Source organism: Mycobacterium sp. E2238, from assembly GCF_001672665.1.
Taxonomy (GTDB): domain Bacteria; phylum Actinomycetota; class Actinomycetes; order Mycobacteriales; family Mycobacteriaceae; genus Mycobacterium.
Genome location: NZ_LZKF01000255.1, coordinates 64683 through 81775, shown reverse-complemented (window position 1 = coordinate 81775; position 17093 = coordinate 64683). Strand labels below are relative to the sequence as shown.

Below are 17093 nucleotides of genomic sequence, written 5' to 3'. Positions count from 1 at the left end.
ACACCACACCCCCCACCGAAACCAAATTTAAATAGAGTTACGGCGGCCACAGCGACAGGGAAACGCCCGGTCCCATTCCGAACCCGGAAGCTAAGCCTGTCAGCGCCGATGATACTGCCCATCCGGGTGGAAAAGTAGGACACCGCCGAACATACACAAAAACACCCCCGGCAACGGGGGTGTTTTTGCATTCGCTGATCGCCGGCGCGTTCCTAATCGAATAGCGTCAAAGCCGAATTCACCGAAGCGCGTTTCTTTTCCAATGCGAGCAGCGTCCGCTTTCGGTCGAGGCCGCCACCGTAGCCGGTAAGGCTGCCGTTGGCACCGATAACGCGGTGACAGGGAATGACAATCGCGATCGGGTTGTGGCCATTGGCCAATCCCACGGCTCTCGCGGAACCGGAAGCGCCGATCTGGTCCGCGATTTGTCCGTACGATCTCGTTTCGCCATAGGGGATAGTCCGAAGGGCCTCCCACACTCTCCGCTGGAATGTGGAGCCGCGCAGCTCGAATTCGAAATCGAACTCCGTGAGTTCGCCCTCGAAATATGCGTTGAGTTGCTCAGTAGCCTCGTTGAATGCCGCCGGATTCGGGGCCCAGCCGGTGCGGCTTGGCTCGTAGGTCTGGTCGACCATTCGAAGCATGGTCAGAACCGAGTCCTGGCCGGCAAGGGTCAGCGGCCCGATCGGGCTGTCGATGGTGCGGTACTCGATCATGCGACCTCCTGTGGTGGCCATTGGTTAACCGGATGCTCGAGGGTGGTCCATAGGTACTGGGTCGCGTAGGAGCGCCAAGGGCGCCACTGGACGCCATGGGCGACCAGGGCCCGCTCGCCACTCGGTAAGCCCAGCTGCTTGGCGGCCAGGCGAAGGCCGAGGTCGGTGGCGGGGAACGCGTCGGGGTCACCGAGGCCGCGCATCGCAATCACCTCTGCGGTCCATGGGCCCACCCCCGGCACATCCAGCAATTGCCTGCGGGCGGCCTCCCAGTCGCTCCCGCTGTCCAGGACGATACTGCCGTCGGCGAGACGGGCGACGAGTGCGTTGAGGGTTCGTCGCCGGGCTTCGGGGACCGCCGAGTGGACGGGGTCGATCTCGGCCAGCTGCTCCGCTGACGGGAAGGTGTGGGTCAATCCGCCATCGGGGTCGGCGACCGGCTCCCCGTACGCCGCGACAAGGCGGCCGGCGTGGGTTCTGGCCGCCTTTGTCGACACCTGCTGCCCCAGGACCGCCCGCACGGCCAGTTCGGCCTCGTCGACGGTGCGCGGAATGCGTTGGCCGGGCGCCTTGGCCACCACGGGAGCCAGGTACGGGTCCCCAGCCAGCGCGCCGTCCACCGCCTCGGGGTCGGCGTCGAGATCCAGCAGCCGTCGGCAGCGGGCGATCGCAGTAGTCAGGTCACGGAAGTCGTCGAGAGTGAGCACACAGCGGACGTGGTCGACCGCCGGTGTCAGGGCGGCCACGGCGCTGCCGAACGGAAGGCGCAGGCTGCGTCGGTACGCACCATCGCGGACCTCCTCGCATCCGGGCGCCGTGCCGGCGGCGAGATGACCGAAGACGCCCTCATAGGCGAATGGTGTCCGCACCGGCAACCGCAGGCTGACCGTCCCCGCCGACGCCGCTCCGAGCCTTGCGGCACCCGAAGGATCCGCCGCGCGTCGGCGCAGCTCCGTCGGCGCGTTGTCGAAGACCGCACGCACGGTGTCGTTGAACTGGCGAATGCTCGAAAAGCCGGACGCGAACGCGATGTCGCCGAAGGGCAGGTTCGTGGTCTCGACGAGCAGGCGGGCGGTCTGCGCCCGTTGGGCCCGGGCCAGCGCGAGCGGGCCGGCCCCGACCTCGGCCTGCAACAGCCGCTCCAACTGGCGGGTGGTGTAACCGAGGTGGGCCGCCAGCCCGCCGACACCTTCGCGGTCCACCGTGCCGTCGGCGATGAGCCGCATCGTTCGTGCAACGACGTCGCCGCGCACATTCCATTCCGGCGATCCCGGAGACGCGTCGGGACGGCACCGCTTACATGCCCGAAATCCTGCGCGCTGAGCAGCGGCGGCGGTCGGATAGAACCGGACGTTGCGGGCGAAAGGCGGACGCACCGGGCAGCTGGGCCGGCAATAGATGCCCGTTGTCAGCACCGCCGTGACGAACCAGCCGTCGAACCGCGCGTCCTTGGACTGGACGGCGCGGTAGCAGCGTTCGAAGTCTTCGTGCACGCCTCAAGACTTACACCCGCCCGCCGACAAAACTGGCGGAAAAACGACATGGTAGTGCGGACCGTCGCTGTCCCTTGCCGCACGTGTCGAGGTTGCAGGCCTGTTAGAGCACCTATATGTTTCGTTTTATGTCAAATTGCCCCGGATCATGAGCAGGCTCCCACGCCGCGATTGGCCACGGCTTGTGGGGTCAGGCGAGTCGGCTCGCCCAGCCGTGTTCGGCGCCGGCATTTGTTCATTCGCTGGCGGTCCTTCCCACTGACGCTTATGGACGGGCCACTGCTACCGGGGAGTCGTGCGGCGGAGTCCGAAGCCATCTCCGAATTTCTCGATGCGTGCACCACAACGACCGCATGCTTGCTCTTGGAGGGCGAAGCGGGAATCGGCAAGACCACCCTGTGGTTGGCAGCTATCGACCGGGCCCGCGCACGAGGCATGCATGTGCTTTCCGCGCATGCCGCGGCCACCGAATCGGTGACGGCCTACGTCTCCTTGGCTGACCTTTTTTCAACTGTCGGGGCGGACGTTCTCGACGCGCTACCGGCACCGCAACGGGCGGCGGTCGACCGAATTCTGTTGCAGGTCAGTGCCGATGGACAGGCAACGGACCAACGTGCGGTTGCGGCGGCGTTCGTTTCGGCGATCGAGATCCTGTCGGATAGCGCTCCGGTGCTGGTGGCCATCGACGACCTCCAATGGCTGGACCCTTCCAGTGCTCGCATTGTCGCGTTCGCCGCACGACGGTTTTCCGGTCCCGTGGGGTTGTTGGCGACCGTGCGGACTGGCGATGCTGACGACGTATCGTGGCTGCAGCTCGAGAACCCCAATGCGATGAGGCGACTTGCGCTCAAACCCTTGACCGTCGGCGGACTGCATCAAGTCATCACGGCGCGGCTGGGGCGCTCGGTTTCAAGGCATGCCATGTTGCGCATTCACGACGCCTCTGGCGGCAATCCCTTCTACGCCATCGAATTAGCGCGCGCCATACCCGAGGGGCAAACGGGCATCGAGATGACCCTGCCAGCCACATTGACCGGGCTGGTAACTTCCAAAATCGGGGTGCTCGATGAGGATGTGCGCGAAATCCTTCTTGCCGCAGCATGTCTGGCCGAACCGACGGTAGACGTCGTGTCGAAGGCGGCAGGTCGGGGCGTCGATGAATGTGTTCAACGACTGCTCGTCGCAGAGCAGCGCGGCATCATCACAATCGACCGTAACCGGCTCCGATTCACTCACCCACTACTCATCGCTGCCGTTTATACCGCAGCCGCACCGTCGCAACGGCGCGCCATGCACAGGCGTCTGGCGGCGCTGGTTGACCACCCGGAATTGCGCGCTCGCCACCTGGCGCTGGCCGCCACCCACGGTGACGCGGCAACGCTGGAGGCCCTTGATGCCGCCGCTGAGTTGGCCAGCAGGCGTGGGGCACCGGCGGCGGCCGCCGAGTTCGCCGAATTAGCCAACGAGCTCGGCGCAAATGATCCTGAGCGTAGGATCCGTTGCGCGACACTACACTTCAGCGCCGGCGATGCAGCTCGCGCACGCGAGGTTCTCGAGGAAGTGCTCGAGACCCCGGCAGCGGTGCGGGTGCACGCCGAGGCCCTAAGCTTGCTGGGACTGTGGGCGTTGCTCGACGGCAGTTCCCGAGAAGGCGCTCGGTTGCTGCAGCGAGCGGCGGACGCGGCCACCGGAGACAACGGGTTGCTGGGTCGGATATTGGTGTCGTTGTCCTTCGCCCGGATCAACACTCACGAGTTCGACGCCGCCGTGCAGGCGGCCAACGAGGCGGTGAACAGGGCGGCCCGGCTAGACGACCGTCAGGTCCTGAGCCAGGCGTTGAGCATGCAAGTTCTGGTGCACTTCCTGGTCGGTGACGGTTTCGACGAAGCGACCTTGCGAACGGCGGTGCTGCTCGACGACGGCGAAGAGCCGTCGTCGGCCATGCTGTGGCCAACTCTTCAGCGCGCCGCGCTGCTCAACGCGACGGGACGCCTAGAGGAGGGGCGCCGGGAGCTCAGGACGATTCGGCAGCGCTATGCCGAGCGTGGTGCGGACAGCGAGATGATGGTCGATGCCTTCCATGGCGCGCTCAACGAGATCTGGCGTGGCGACTTCGCGGAAGCATCGCTCATCGGTGAGGATGCCCTGCAGCGTGCGCGCCTCCTCGACGAGGACCTGCCGCTGGCGGTGGCACTGATGATCCAGGCCATGGTGGCCGCCTACGCCGGCGACGAGCCTGTAGCTCGCCGCGATGCCCGCGCGGCGCTTAGCGCAGCGCAGCGGTGCGACTCGCCAGCACTGGTCACGGTGTGGCCGACGACCACACTTGGCTTTCTTGAACTTTCCCTCGGCAACTACGAGGCGGTGCTGCAGACTGTGGCACCGCTGCTGGGTCGATTCGAGCAGAACCCGCGCGCCACGGAAATCTATGTCACCCCGTTTCTACCCGATGCGGCCGAAGCGCTGATTCACCTTGGCCGATTCGACGAGGCCCTGAGCCTGATTGACGTTCTGGAGGGCAACGGACATCGGTTGGACAGGCCGTGGATGCTGGCATTGGGGTCCCGTTGCCGGGCGATGCTCTTGGCCGGTAGACGAGATCTGAGTGCCGCGCTGGAGGCTGCCGAACGCGCGATGGCCGAGCATGAGCGGCTACCGATGCCGTTTGAGCGGGCCCGGACGCAATTGCTCCTTGGTGAGATTCTGCGCAGGCAGCGCAGCCGAGAAGTCGCCGCTACAGCGATGCGTACAGCCGCGGCCGCCTTCGAAGAGCTCAACACGCCGCTTTGGGAGCGACGTGCGCGAACCTCATTGGAACGCATCAACTTCGGCCGAGGTGAGTCGAAGGTGCTGACGTCAGCGGAGCAACGGATCGCCGACCTGGCGGCGGGTGGCAGAACGAATCACGACATCGCCGCTGCACTCTTCGTCAGTCCTAAGACCGTGGAAGTGCACCTCTCTAGGATCTATCGCAAACTCGGCATCCGATCCCGTGCGGAACTAGGCCGTCGCCTGGACCAACTGAAAAGCGACTCCTAGCAACCGGTCTGAGTACCCGGGTCTGCGGGCGAAGGAATCCCCGAGGCGGAAGGAGTTGGACGCCGCTTACTAAGGAATCTGGTAAGCGCAGCGTCCTGGCTTGTGCTCAGTGAGGTGTACGGGCTGACCGTCCACCAAGATCGAGCAGTCGTGAGTACCGTGGTGGTCCGTGTAATTCAAGGCCAGGAACTTGCTTCCGGATACTTGTACCGTCTGCGACCACGGCGTAGAAACCCAGGTGGTGTTGCTGGCCGGATACACCGGCGTGCCGGGGTCGGGAATGGCTGAGAAGACGTCACCCGCTCCCAGGACCTGGTACGTCACCGTGTGCTGACCGGACGCTGTCGAGTTGGTTTGTGGCTTCAGTCCGCCGGTGGCGCCGACCCCAGCATTGGCGTTTTCCTGCCACGTTTCGGTGCGCCTCTGCGGGCTGACACACACCGCATCGCCGTCGAATGCCTCGCGCCATACCAACCCCGAGACACACGTCTTGGGTCCGTAAGCGCCTCCACCGGCGTAGCCCTGGCCCGCGGCTGCGGCCGCGTTCTCGGATTGAACTTCCGCCGCGACCGTTGACGAGACGCACACGTTGTCGCCGGGGCGGGCTTGGCGCGGAACCTGGCCGGGGGCGTCGCCGGGAATGCAGCCGCCATTCGCGGAAGCGCTGGGCAGAACGGTCATGCAGCTTGCAAGGACCGCACCGAGCAGCAACGCGGCTAGCGGTGCGGTCCGGTGGTGCTCGTGTCGCGAAGGCCGCTCCGACTCGCGGCGGGGCTCTTTCACGGACGTGGCCTGTGGCGCCGAATACCAAGACATCAGAACAACTCCTGTCGCCATATGCCCTCTGTTCGCTGCTCAACGCTAAGGCGGCCGGGTTCGAGGTGGAATACGGAGTTTCCCTATAAGTTTCGAAGCCGACCTGGGGGCGTCTCGCTATGCGGCATGCTCACTGAGCGCGTCGAAATGTAGTGATTTCCCTGATGCAAAGCCGGCCGCTGCGCCGATAGCGTTGGTCCTCGCGCGTTCAATACAAGCGACAGGGGTTCGATGCGATGCGTATCAAAGCTCGGCAGCTGGCCGCCCTTATTGCTGTGATCTTGGCCGCGGTGGCCGCCACGAGGTCAACCGGCATGACGGAGCCGCGCTCGTATCGGTTGATCTCGACCTCGACGCCTCCCGTGCCCCCCACTCCCTTGGTCCCCAACGACCACGGGTATGTGCGTGTGACCTTGGCATCGCGGGCGATTAGTTGTTCGATCAGCGCCGAACTGGTCGCCTGTCAAACCTCCTCGGACAGCTGGCCTCCTCGCGGCAACGGTCAGCCATTCCATGCCGTGAGCGTCAGCGCCGACGGCAAATTCCAATTCGTCGAGGCTGACCTGGGAGCGCTTGCGGGCAAGGTTGAGCTACAGCCCGGGGCGTACGAGGCGCAAGGCTGGACCGTCGCGGCTACGGGCGACAGCTTCGTCTTCACCAATGACCACACCGGCCATGGCATGGAGGTCAGTACTCAAGCCGCGCGCCCGGTCTAGCTTCGGCCACGGCGGGGAGGGTCGGCTGCGGCGTGCGCTTTCCCGCGCCATGCAGGTTATGGCCGTTAACTTAGCTGCAGGTGACTCTGCTCCACGAAGCCATAACCGCGTTTTATCTGAGTCGAATCGACCCAGCACCAACCGTTTTTGCAGGGCGGTTCAATCGAGACCTGCGAGCCGTTCGTCAACTTGCCGATCTTGACCGCTACTACGCCGGTCGTGGGATCGGGAACGTCGTTGTGTGCGATGTTGAACACGTCCGCGTCCCCGCCAACCACTTTGGCGAGCTGGTGGACCGGCGCCGGCGGGGGATCTGGTGCGGCTTTCGGCGAGGGTGGTGGCGCCGGCGGGGCTTTTGGCGGCGCCGGCTTACCCAGCACGACGGCGACAACACTCTTGTCCGCTCCGTCGTCCCGAAACATGCCTACGCCGTAATCCTTATTGGCGCAGTCGTGAATGGGGATCCTTTCCTGTGCCACGAGTTCGGATGTGGCTCTGGCCGTGGGATCGTCGCGAACGAGGTTACCGCTCGTGGCGCCCTGGTAGCCGTGGGGATTGATGTGCTCGTAGGCGTCGCTCGGTTGTCTGGCGAGCTGCTGCGCGGCGGCTTCTAATTGACCGGAATACGTCAAGGGTGGACAAGTCGATTCGGCACGTGCGCCGTTGACCGCACCCCGAATCGCGTCGAGAGGATCAGCATGTGCGGCCGGAGTGGCGATGGCTGCCGCCAAGACAACGGCGCCTGCAGACGCTGCTGCGGACGCAAGCGTTATGCGTGGTCGTGATCTGGTCATGGGGCCTCACTCGGTGCAGTTCTCGTCAAGCGGTGTTGACGGTTTTGCTGCTGCGTCTAACGATTTCGAAGCTATGCCCGATGTGTGTGCCGGCCAATAGGGCATTTCCCTATGGCTATGACGCACGGGCCAGTATCGCGGTGTTGCGTCTCTTGTGCGTTAAACGGGCGCGGACGGCCGCGCTCGGCGCGGGTGTAGGGGAACTCCCTATTGATAGCCGCGATCCGAAGCTCCTAGTGTCGAAATTCGTTGGGCCGTCGAGTCACCGGTTCGCGATGTGGGAGGTAAACCATGCGTGCATTTGGCAATAATGGTGCGTCGGTAAGTTCGATCCTGATCCGGCCGCCTCGCCCGCAAGGGATACCGGCCATCGCCGCGGTGTGCTGCGTGCTAGCCGCATGTGGGTCGAACGGTCTGAACGCCGGCGCCGCCGGGGCACCGGCGTCGCAGTCGACCGCCGCCTCCAAGCCGCCGGTTGCGGCACGCATTGACGCCTGCTCTATGGTTGCGCCACAGGAGATTTCGTCACTGCTAGGCGCGCCGGCTCCGGGTGTGGCGACGGGCAAGGATCCGCAACAAGCCGACTGCACGTGGCAGAACACCGCGACTGAGGAATCCGTCTCACTCACGATCAGCAACCCCGGCACCGCCCTGAACAACAAGCTTCCAGCGCCGAGCTTCCCGGACACCTCCAGGCCGGGGCCGGACGGGATGCGTTACCTGGGTGGCGGTGAAGTCGAATTCGCTGCCGGCAATCGCGTCAATACGGTGCAGGTCGCAGTCTTGCGGCTCTCGCCCGACGACGCGAATGCCGCTGCGGTAAAACTGGCCCGTGAAATCGCCCCGCAAGTGCCGCGCTAGAGCCCGGATAGCTCGGGGTGCATGTTGTGACGGCTGATGATGATGCTTCGTCACCGTGTTATCTGGCGGAGTGGTACACCCGCCAAAGCGATGAGCTACTTATCGCGGACATGGCGCAGTCCCTGCGACGATCACTGGCGGCCCTTGCCGCCCAAGCCCATCCCCCTCAGTTGCTCTACGCCGTCTCGGTACCGGAGGACGCCTACATGTTCGGAATCTTCTCGGCCGATTCCGCCGACCTGGTCACCCGAGCCTGTCTGCAGGCGGGCATTCCTGCCGACCGGGTAACGGCAGCTACTCAAGTACCGCCCCTCGGCAGAGCTTAACTGTCAACAGTTTTGGGATGTGGCCGCTGGCGCCGGTGCAGGTGATGTTCAAGGGAGCGCAGGATATGACCGGTGGCGTGTGGCACATCAGGACTGAGGCACTTGCTGGGTAAGTAGTTGGCGCCGAAGGACATTACGCGTCGGTCGACACAGAAACAGTCGGGTCAGTGCTTTGCAAGCACAACCGTGACGACGCTGACATTTCTGTCGTCGTGCCGGACGAAGCCCACGCCGTACACCGTGTTGCTGCAATCGGCAATCGCGTTGTGGGCTTTAGGGATCAGGCTGTCAATGGCTCTGACCGTGGGATCACCGGATGCCAGAAATCCTGTCTGGCCGGGCGCGAACGCGGGACTCTCTGTTCTGGCGTACTGTTGCGCCACGCCTTCAAGTGCGGTTTGGTAGGCCAGCCCTGGGCAGCTGGTTCCGCTGCGTGCCTGAACGACGGCACTCTGTTCCAAATCGAGCCCCGGTCCATGCGCCTGGTTGGACGGCGGAGAGACGGTCGGCGTGGGGTTTTCCGCGCCGAGCACGATGGTCACGACGTCGACACTGCGGTCTTCATGTCGGATGAAACCCACGCCATAGTCGGTGTACTTGCAGTCGTGGACCGCACCTTTCGCCTTCGCCATGGCGCTGTCAGCGGCCTTGGCGTACGGATCGCCTGAGCCGAGGAAGGCGACGACGGCGCCCCGGTAGCCGCCTGACTGCACCGGGGTCTTCTCGGTGTTCGCATACTGCTGAGCCGCATTGTCGAGGTCGGCGCGGTCCGTCAGCCCTGGACAGCTGGTGGAACGGCGCTCGTTGTTGACGTATTGCTTCATGTCCTGCTGATCAGCGCGGGCAATCCCCACTGGCGCGCTCACGGAGAACAGGGCGACACCGGTGGCCGCTGTCGTCATGAGGCTCAGAGATACCGAAAGCCGCATTCTCGCCATTGCTTTTCTCCTTTGCCCTGTACTCACGGATCGGTGTGCCGCGCATCAGTCGAACGTTGTGGTCTGCTCCGCTAGCAACTCTCGCGTGTTGGGGGAGAGGAACAAATAAGGAATTTCCCTATTGATCGGCACAGCCAACCAATCGAATCGTGTTGGGTAAGCCGGCGGACCGCGCCGACCTAAGGCTGTCGCTGACGGACTGCCGCGGCGGCCGCGATGAAATCGCGGGCCGGGCGGGAAAGCGGCCGGCCCGAATCCCAGATCATCCCCACGTCGCGGTACGCGTCGGCGTCGGCCAGCGGCATCACGCTCAACCCCGGTGCGTAGTCGCTGCCGTCGATGGGCATCAGGCCGACGCCCAGTCCGGCGGCCACCAGGCCCGCGGTCGTGGTGAGGTTCGCCGCTTCCAATACGATCCGCGGCTGGAAATGCGCTGCGACACAAAGCTCGTCGAGCAATCGACGCATGCCGAACCCGGGGTGCATGGCCACGACGGGCTCGTCGGCCAGCTCGGTCATGGATACCGACGCACTGCCGGTGAATCGGTGCCCCGGCGGGACGGCGATACCGAGCCGCTGCCGAAAGAGGCTGCGCCAGGCGAGAACCGCCCGCCGCGGGCGTGGGGACACCACACCGACGTCGACTTCTCCAGACTGCACGAGGTCGCCGACCGATTCGGCCGCACCCTCCTGGAGCGCGAACGTAACTCGTGGCGATACTTCCTTGAATCCGGCGATCAAGCGCGGCACCACCGTCGCTCCGAACGAACCGAGGAATCCCAACCGGATCTCGCTGACAGCCGGATTGGCCAGGTCGTCGATTGCGCGCCGGGCCGAGTCGAGCTCCGACTGTGCCCGCCGTGCGTGCTCGTAAAAGATGCGGCCATACGTGTTCAGAGATAGTCGCTTGCCGCGGCGATCGAACAGCGCCACGCCCAGTCGCCTTTCCAGGCGCGCCAGCATCCGGGTGAGCGTCGGCTGCGCCAGGTGCAGCTGCTCGGCGGCCGCGGTGACGTGCTCTAGCTCCGCGAGTGTGACGAACCACTCGTAATCGTCGCCCACATACCACCACCTCTACTTATTCGATTATTGCATAACAGGTCAACGAATAATTCATTTCCGTTGTACTTCGCTGGCCGGAAGCATCGTTGCTATGCCTGAGCGCCCCTCTGCCGTCGCGCACCGAGCCGGAACTAGCGGATATCGCCGGCTGACAACGGCGCTGTACGGCGCCGGTCTCGCCAGTTTCGCCGCGATGTACTGCACACAGGCGTTGCTTCCGGCCTTGTCCGCGTCCTACCGGATCACCCCCGCCGTCGCGGCGCTGACGGTCTCGCTGACTACTGGAATGCTGGCGCTGGCCGTCATTCCCGCGAGCGTGGTATCCGAGCGCTACGGGCGAATCCCAGTGATGCTGACCTCCGGCCTGGCGTCCAGCGTGATCGGGCTGTTGCTGCCATTCAGTCCGACGCTCGGCGTGCTGCTCGTCGGCCGCGCGGTGCACGGCGTCGCCCTGGCCGGGATACCCGCTGTCGCGATGGCGTTCCTGGCCGAGGAGGTGCACGCTTCGTCGCTCGGATCGGCGATGGGCCGCTACATCGCCGGAACGACGGTCGGCGGACTGGCCGGTCGCCTCGTCCCGTCGTTCGTTATCGAGGTCAGCAATTGGCGGGTCGCGCTGCTGGTGTGTTCCCTGACGACGCTGGCCGGCACGGTGGTCTTCGCCGTCCTGGTGCCGAGGTCTCAGTTCTTCGAAGCGAAAGAGACGAGTGCGCGGGCCAGCGTGTGTAGCCTCGCGGCACATCTGCGAAATCCCTTGCTGCTGAAGCTCTTCGCGGTGGGATTCGTGCTGATGGGTGGATTCGTGACCGTGTACAACTACCTTGGCTACCGGCTGACCGCGCGGCCGTTCGGCCTGGCTCCGTCGGTTGTTGGCCTGCTGTTCCTGCTGTACCTGGTCGGCACCTGGACATCGCTGGTGGCCGGGCGGCTCGCCGACAGCAGGGGACGCCCACTCGTGCTCGGAGTCGCCTTGCCGGTCACGATGACGGGTCTACTGCTGACGGTGTCGCACGCCCTGGCCGCGGTAGTGGTGGGCGTCGGCGTCTTCACGGGTGGCTTCTTCGCCGCGCACACCGTGGCCAGCGGTTGGGTGGGCGCGTTGGCACAACGCGACCGCGCGGAGGCGTCCGCGCTGTATTTGTTCAGCTATTACTTGGGCGGATCAGTCGCCGGCGCGGTCGGCGGCCTCATTTACGGAGTCCACGGCTGGCCCGCGGTCGCCGGTTTCGTCGGCGCGCTGCTGCTGGCCGGCTCGGGCCTCGTGGCGTTGTTGGTGCGGGAGAGCGACTCCCGCACCAACAACCACCTCGTTGAAGCCTTGACCACCCGTTATTGATTGCGCCCGGCAGGCGGTTACGGGGCGGGAGGGGTCCCGACGCAAACACCGCCGGCGCAGGCGCCCGCGCCCCCGGGTCCAGCGGAAGCCCCGGCGCCCGGCACACCCGCGCTCGCCCCTCCTGGCCCGGCGCCGGCGCCGGAACCACCCGGTCCGGCGGTCGTGGCGCCACCGGGTCCGGTCTCGGGGCCGCCGCCCGGTCCGGCGGGAGTCGTCGCCGCCGGCGCCGTCGTGGTGACGCTCGCGGGCGTGGTGACGGTGGTGGTAACGGTCGAGGTCGTCGGGTTCTTGTTGTTGTTGTTCGAGCTACATCCGGCGGTGAACGAACTCAGCGCGATTGCCGCGGCGATGCCCGCCGCGACGGCAACACGGCGGACAGTTCCACTTCCGGTCATGTCAACACCAATCTCTAGAGGGGCGATGTCCATAAACCCCTTACCCACTCGGGTCCGAAATCAATCACTCCGCCGGGTCGGTGGGCATGGCGAGCCGCGTGGGGTTCTCGTGTCCACGGAGGGTCACGGTCTCGCCCAAAGACCAACGGGCGCGCTCCTTCTCACCGACCCCTTCCAGCGCGTCGGCCGCCGCGAGCAGTAGGCCCGGGTACGACTTGGCGAGTTCGCACAGCCGGGCCGCCTCATTGACCGGTCCGCCGATCACGGTGTATTCGAAGCGTTCCCTGGCGCCGACGTTCCCGGCCACGACTTGGCCGGCCGCCACGCCGATACCGGCCCGGCACTCAGAGATTTCGTCGTTCAGCCGCTCGGCGATGGCACGCGCGGCGGCCAGCGCTTGCTCTTCGGGGCAGTCCAAATGATTGGGGGCCCCGAACACGGCCAGCGTGGCATCGCCCTCAAACTTGTTGACCAGCCCGCAGTGTCGGTCCACTTCCTCCACGACTATTCCGAAGAATTGGTTGAGCAACTGGACGATCTCCGACGCGGGCCGGCTCGTCACCAGCTTGGTCGACCCGACGATGTCGATGAATACCACCGCCACGTGCCGTTCTTCGCCGCCCAGCTTCGGTCGCTCGCGTTCGGCGGCCAGGGCCACCTCTCGCCCAACGTGCCGGCCGAACAGGTCGCGAACGCGTTCGCGCTCGCGCAGCCCGTCCACCATCGCGTTGAATCCGCGTTGTAGTTCACCGAGTTCGGTCCCGTCGAACACGACGAGGTCGCCCCGCAGATCACCGCGCTCGACACGCCTCAGCGCCGCGCGGACCACGCGCACGGGAGTTGCGGTGAGCCAGGCCAGGATCCACATCAAGAGGCAACCGAAGATGAGCGTGGCGATCGACACGATCAGCACGCCGACGGCGAATTGCGTTTCGGTCAGATTGCGCATCAGGGCTTGGAAGCCGGCCAGGAAGCCAATACCGAGAACGGGCAGGCCCGAGCCGAGGAACCAGACCACCATGGTCCGGCCCATGATCCCCGAGGCGAATCGCCGCGGCGGTGGCCCTGCTTCGAGCGCTTGGGCCGCCGCCGGGCGCAGCGCGAACTCGGCGAGCAGATAACTGCCGGTCGCCACCAAGATTCCGCAGATGCCCACCGCGATGAGGAAGCGCGGGATGAATAGCGTGTTGACCAGTCCGTAAAGCGTCGTCAGGACCGTCGCCCCGACCCCCCACAGGACGAGATCGAAGCGGGCGATGCGCCATGGGGCCAGAAAAGTGTTTCGCTCGTCCTCCCGGTTCGGCGTGCGCTCCTCGATCGCCCAGCGCAGCGATACGACGGTCCTGCGGGTGATCCAATAGGTGCCCACCGCCAGTGCCAGCGCGATATACGCCGGTGATGCCGCGAAGGTGATCCACCACGGCGCGTCGAACACGCTGGGCTGCGGAATGGCGATGGTCACCAGGAGCAGCGCGACGGCGATGCCGATCAGATTGGCGCCCAAGACCAACACCGTCAGGATGACCTGGATGCGAATGCGGCGACGTCGCTGGCTTTCCGAAACCCGTCCCAGCAGCAGCGAGCCGTACGCCGGGGTCTCTGGGAGCCGCCCGCTCTGCCGGGTGACCGTCTCGAGCACCCGGCCGATGCGTTTTGCCAAGCTCTGGTTGGCCGACATGGTGGCGTCAGCCTAATTTGTCGGCCACGCTCTAAGGTGAGTCGGGTGCGTCTAGTGATCGCCCAGTGCACTGTGGACTATGTCGGTCGGCTCACCGCGCATCTTCCGTCGGCCCGCAGGTTGTTGCTGTTCAAGGCCGACGGATCGGTCAGCGTGCACGCCGACGACCGCGCCTACAAGCCGCTGAATTGGATGAGTCCCCCTTGCTGGCTCACCGAGGAGCCCGGTGATCAGGTGCCCGTGTGGGTCGTCCAGAACAAGGCCGGGGAGCAGCTGCGCATCACCGTCGAGGAGGTCGAGCACGATTCCAGCCATGACCTGGGGGTGGACCCCGGCCTGGTCAAGGACGGCGTCGAAGCCCACTTGCAGGCGTTGCTCGCCGAGCACGTGCAACTGCTCGGCGAGGGCTACACGCTGGTGCGTCGCGAATACATGACCGCCATCGGGCCCGTCGACCTGCTCTGCCGTGACGAGCAAGGCGGTTCCGTCGCGGTGGAAATCAAGCGACGCGGCGAGATCGACGGCGTTGAGCAGCTCACCCGCTACCTCGAGTTGCTCAATCGCGACAGCGTGCTCGCGCCGGTGAAGGGGGTGTTCGCCGCACAGCAGATCAAGCCGCAAGCGCGCACGCTGGCCACCGACCGCGGGATCCGTTGCATCACACTGGATTACGACAAGATGCGAGGAATGGACAGCGACGAATACCGGCTGTTCTGAACCGCGTTAGGCTGGTGACATGGCTAGACGCCGCACACCGCCACGTCGGCAGCGGGCGTCACTGCCTCCCCTGGTGCCGCGCCGCTTGGAGATCGGGCCCGACGGCCACGAGTACGAAGTCCGGCCCGTCGCGGCGGACCGTGCGGTCAAGACCTACCGCTGTCCCGGTTGTGATCACGAAATACGCGCCGGTACCGCACATCTCGTGGTGTGGCCGACCGATTCGACACTCGGGGGAGCTGACGATCGGCGGCATTGGCACACCCCGTGCTGGAGCCACCGCGCCACGCGGGGCCCGACCCGGAAGTGGTCGTGATCAGGCGGCCGGTTCGACCAGCTCGATGAGAACGCCGCCGGCGTCCTTGGGGTGGATGAAGTTGATCCGCGAGTTTGCCGTGCCGCGGCGCGGCGCGTCGTAGATCAACCGGATGCCCTGGGAGCGCAGATGCTCGATCACGCTGTCGAGGTCGCTCACGCGAACCGCCATCTGCTGAATGCCCGGCCCGCGTTTGTCGAGGAACTTCGCGATGGTCGAGGAGTCGTCGAACGGGGCCATCAGCTGGATCTGCGCGGTACCGGCCGGTGCGTCGCGCACGGCCAGCATGGCCTCGCGGATTCCCTGCTCCTCGTTGACTTCCTCGTGCACCACGTTCATGCCGAGGTGGTCGTGATACCAGGCGATTGCCGCGTCCAGGTCGGCGACTGCGATGCCGACGTGATCGATCGCCGTCACCAGGCCGGTGGCCAGGATCTGACGGGCATCAACTTGATCGGTCGTCATCACATAAAGGTAACCTGGCGGCAAAGATTGCGCTTCTCCGGGAGGCCGAATCGGCCGTCCACGGACCCCTAGGAGGTTTTCATGACGACGTCGGTGATCGTTGCTGGAGCGCGCACGCCGATCGGCAAATTGATGGGTTCGCTGAAGGATTTTTCGGCCAGCGACCTGGGTGCCATCGCGATCGCCGGCGCGCTGGAGAAGGCTTTCCCGAATGTTCAAGTGCCGGGTCGCCTGGTCGAGTACGTGATCATGGGGCAGGTGCTGACGGCCGGGGCCGGCCAGATGCCCGCGCGCCAGGCGGCCGTTGCGGCCGGCATCGGCTGGGACGTTCCGGCGCTGACCATCAACAAGATGTGCCTGTCCGGCATCGACGCCATCGCGCTCGCTGACCAGCTCATTCGCGCCGGCGAGTTCGACGTGGTGGTGGCTGGGGGCCAGGAGTCGATGACCAAGGCGCCTCATTTGCTGATGGACAGCCGCGCGGGTTACAAGTATGGCGACGTCACGGTCCTCGACCACATGGCCTACGACGGTCTGCACGACGTGTTCACCGACCAGCCGATGGGCGCGCTCACCGAGCAGCGCAACGACGTGGACCAATTCACCCGCCAGGAGCAGGACGAGTTCGCTGCGCGGTCGCATCAGAAGGCGGCCGCGGCGTGGAAGGACGGTGTCTTCGCGGACGAAGTCGTGCCGGTCAACATCCCACAGCGCAAGGGTGATTCGCTGCAGTTCACCGAGGACGAGGGGATCCGCGCCAACACCACCGCCGAATCGCTGGCCGGGCTCAAGCCGGCCTTCCGTCGCGATGGCACCATCACCGCCGGTTCGGCGTCGCAGATTTCCGACGGGGCGGCCGCCGTGGTGGTGATGAACAAGGCGAAGGCAGAAGAGCTCGGCCTGACCTGGCTGGTCGAAATCGGCGCCCACGGTGTGGTGGCCGGGCCGGACTCCACCCTGCAGTCGCAGCCCGCCAACGCGATCAAGAAAGCCCTCAGCCGCGAGGGCATCTCCGTCGACCAGCTCGACGTCGTGGAAATCAACGAGGCGTTCTCGGCGGTCGCGCTGGCATCGACCCGCGAACTCGGGTTGGATCCCGAGATCGTCAACGTCAACGGCGGTGCGATCGCCGTCGGGCATCCCATCGGCATGTCGGGCGCTCGGATCACGCTGCATGCGGCGCTGGAATTGGCCCGCCGCGGCTCCGGCTACGCCGTCGCCGCCCTGTGCGGCGCGGGTGGCCAGGGCGACGCGCTGATTCTGCGGGCAAAGTAGCTCGGCCGGGGCGCTCGCGCCCACGCGCGAGGTTGCTGGCTCATGACGTGCGGGAATTTTTGTGATCTTGGTCATATGTCCCGGTCGGGGCCCGTCCATGCGCCCTCTGGACTGGCCCGGACGTCCTCGCCACCGGGTGGATAGGTCACCG

16 protein-coding genes and 1 rRNA gene are annotated in these 17093 nt (G+C 65.5%); 8 read left to right on the top strand and 9 right to left on the bottom strand.

Annotated features, from left to right (window positions below):
- Positions 1–38: 38 nt before the first annotated feature.
- Positions 39–151 (top strand): 5S ribosomal RNA (gene rrf, locus A5711_RS24300).
- A 61-nt stretch (positions 152–212) separates the two neighbouring features.
- Here rrf and A5711_RS24295 read toward each other — a convergent pair.
- Both A5711_RS24295 and A5711_RS24290 read right to left on the bottom strand, forming a co-directional pair.
- Complete coding sequence (locus tag A5711_RS24295) at positions 213–716, bottom strand: methylated-DNA--[protein]-cysteine S-methyltransferase (protein WP_067951015.1); 504 nt, start codon at positions 714–716, stop codon at positions 213–215.
- Positions 713–2209 carry a DNA-3-methyladenine glycosylase 2 family protein gene (locus tag A5711_RS24290; protein ID WP_067951014.1) on the bottom strand — a complete coding sequence of 499 codons (1497 nt, stop codon included), beginning with the start codon at positions 2207–2209 and terminating at the stop codon, positions 713–715. The genes A5711_RS24295 and A5711_RS24290 overlap by 4 nt, the downstream gene beginning before the upstream one ends.
- A 267-nt stretch (positions 2210–2476) precedes the next feature.
- On the opposite strand from A5711_RS24290, the gene A5711_RS24285 reads away from it, so the two are divergent.
- Positions 2477–5248, top strand: coding sequence for a LuxR family transcriptional regulator (locus A5711_RS24285; RefSeq protein ID WP_067951012.1), 2772 nt, complete (start codon positions 2477–2479; stop codon positions 5246–5248).
- 69 nt (positions 5249–5317) lie between these two features.
- Here the strand turns inward: A5711_RS24285 and A5711_RS24280 are convergent, their stop codons facing one another.
- A complete protein-coding gene (locus A5711_RS24280) occupies positions 5318–5929 on the bottom strand; it encodes a hypothetical protein (RefSeq protein WP_067951011.1) in 612 nt (203 codons plus the stop codon).
- A gap of 653 nt (positions 5930–6582) precedes the next feature.
- On the opposite strand from A5711_RS24280, the gene A5711_RS27065 reads away from it, so the two are divergent.
- On the top strand, positions 6583–6780 hold the full coding sequence (locus A5711_RS27065; protein WP_156745046.1) for a hypothetical protein: 198 nt from the start codon (positions 6583–6585) through the stop codon (positions 6778–6780).
- A 65-nt stretch (positions 6781–6845) separates the two neighbouring features.
- On the opposite strand, the gene A5711_RS24270 is transcribed toward A5711_RS27065, so the two are convergent.
- Positions 6846–7511: a CAP domain-containing protein gene (locus tag A5711_RS24270; RefSeq protein ID WP_156673460.1), complete on the bottom strand. Its 666-nt coding sequence runs from the start codon at positions 7509–7511 to the stop codon at positions 6846–6848.
- Positions 7512–8126: 615 nt separating this feature from the next.
- Here A5711_RS24270 and A5711_RS24265 point away from each other — a divergent pair.
- Entirely contained in the window at positions 8127–8435 is a 309-nt protein-coding gene (locus A5711_RS24265; protein WP_067951006.1) for a hypothetical protein, read from the top strand.
- Between the two features lie 490 nt (positions 8436–8925).
- On the opposite strand, the gene A5711_RS24260 is transcribed toward A5711_RS24265, so the two are convergent.
- Both A5711_RS24260 and A5711_RS24255 read right to left on the bottom strand, forming a co-directional pair.
- Positions 8926–9699, bottom strand: a complete 774-nt coding sequence (locus tag A5711_RS24260; protein WP_156673459.1) for a hypothetical protein — start codon at positions 9697–9699, stop codon at positions 8926–8928.
- 179 nt (positions 9700–9878) lie between these two features.
- A complete protein-coding gene (locus tag A5711_RS24255) occupies positions 9879–10760 on the bottom strand; it encodes a LysR family transcriptional regulator (protein ID WP_067951002.1) in 882 nt (293 codons plus the stop codon).
- 91 nt (positions 10761–10851) lie between these two features.
- Between A5711_RS24255 and A5711_RS24250 the strand changes: the two genes are divergently transcribed.
- Positions 10852–12096, top strand: a complete 1245-nt coding sequence (locus tag A5711_RS24250) for an MFS transporter (RefSeq protein ID WP_197520856.1) — start codon at positions 10852–10854, stop codon at positions 12094–12096.
- Between the two features lie 17 nt (positions 12097–12113).
- Here A5711_RS24250 and A5711_RS27375 read toward each other — a convergent pair whose 3' ends face one another.
- Positions 12114–12491, bottom strand: a complete 378-nt coding sequence (locus A5711_RS27375) for a hypothetical protein (protein WP_197501123.1) — start codon at positions 12489–12491, stop codon at positions 12114–12116.
- A 64-nt stretch (positions 12492–12555) separates the two neighbouring features.
- A complete protein-coding gene (locus A5711_RS24245; RefSeq protein WP_067950999.1) occupies positions 12556–14169 on the bottom strand; it encodes an adenylate/guanylate cyclase domain-containing protein in 1614 nt (537 codons plus the stop codon).
- A 45-nt stretch (positions 14170–14214) separates the two neighbouring features.
- On the opposite strand from A5711_RS24245, the gene nucS reads away from it, so the two are divergent.
- Both nucS and A5711_RS26610 read left to right on the top strand, forming a co-directional pair.
- A complete protein-coding gene (gene nucS, locus A5711_RS24240) occupies positions 14215–14886 on the top strand; it encodes an endonuclease NucS (RefSeq protein ID WP_067950998.1) in 672 nt (223 codons plus the stop codon).
- A 19-nt stretch (positions 14887–14905) separates the two neighbouring features.
- The gene (locus tag A5711_RS26610; protein WP_082953606.1) at positions 14906–15202 is read left to right on the top strand and encodes a hypothetical protein; all 297 of its coding nucleotides are present in this window, start codon (positions 14906–14908) and stop codon (positions 15200–15202) included.
- Here A5711_RS26610 and mce read toward each other — a convergent pair whose 3' ends face one another.
- A complete protein-coding gene (gene mce / locus A5711_RS24235) occupies positions 15203–15670 on the bottom strand; it encodes a methylmalonyl-CoA epimerase (RefSeq protein WP_082975838.1) in 468 nt (155 codons plus the stop codon).
- Between the two features lie 78 nt (positions 15671–15748).
- Here mce and A5711_RS24230 point away from each other — a divergent pair, with 78 nt between their 5' ends.
- Positions 15749–16942 (top strand): acetyl-CoA C-acetyltransferase, encoded by a 1194-nt coding sequence (locus A5711_RS24230; protein ID WP_067950994.1) that lies wholly within the window; start codon positions 15749–15751, stop codon positions 16940–16942.
- Positions 16943–17093: the final 151 nt, after the last annotated feature.

Excerpts from the sequence above, each read along its gene's own strand:
- A5711_RS24295 (WP_067951015.1), bottom strand. The coding sequence starts at position 716 with ATGATCGAGTACCGCACCATCGACAGCCCGATCGGGCCGCTGACCCTT.
- A5711_RS24285 (WP_067951012.1), top strand. The coding sequence starts at position 2,477 with ATGGACGGGCCACTGCTACCGGGGAGTCGTGCGGCGGAGTCCGAAGCC.
- A5711_RS24280 (WP_067951011.1), bottom strand. The coding sequence starts at position 5,929 with ATGACCGTTCTGCCCAGCGCTTCCGCGAATGGCGGCTGCATTCCCGGC.
- A5711_RS24260 (WP_156673459.1), bottom strand. The coding sequence starts at position 9,699 with ATGGCGAGAATGCGGCTTTCGGTATCTCTGAGCCTCATGACGACAGCG.
- A5711_RS24250 (WP_197520856.1), top strand. The coding sequence starts at position 10,852 with ATGCCTGAGCGCCCCTCTGCCGTCGCGCACCGAGCCGGAACTAGCGGA.
- A5711_RS27375 (WP_197501123.1), bottom strand. The coding sequence starts at position 12,491 with ATGACCGGAAGTGGAACTGTCCGCCGTGTTGCCGTCGCGGCGGGCATC.
- A5711_RS24245 (WP_067950999.1), bottom strand. The coding sequence starts at position 14,169 with ATGTCGGCCAACCAGAGCTTGGCAAAACGCATCGGCCGGGTGCTCGAG.
- A5711_RS26610 (WP_082953606.1), top strand. The coding sequence starts at position 14,906 with ATGGCTAGACGCCGCACACCGCCACGTCGGCAGCGGGCGTCACTGCCT.
- A5711_RS24230 (WP_067950994.1), top strand. The coding sequence starts at position 15,749 with ATGACGACGTCGGTGATCGTTGCTGGAGCGCGCACGCCGATCGGCAAA.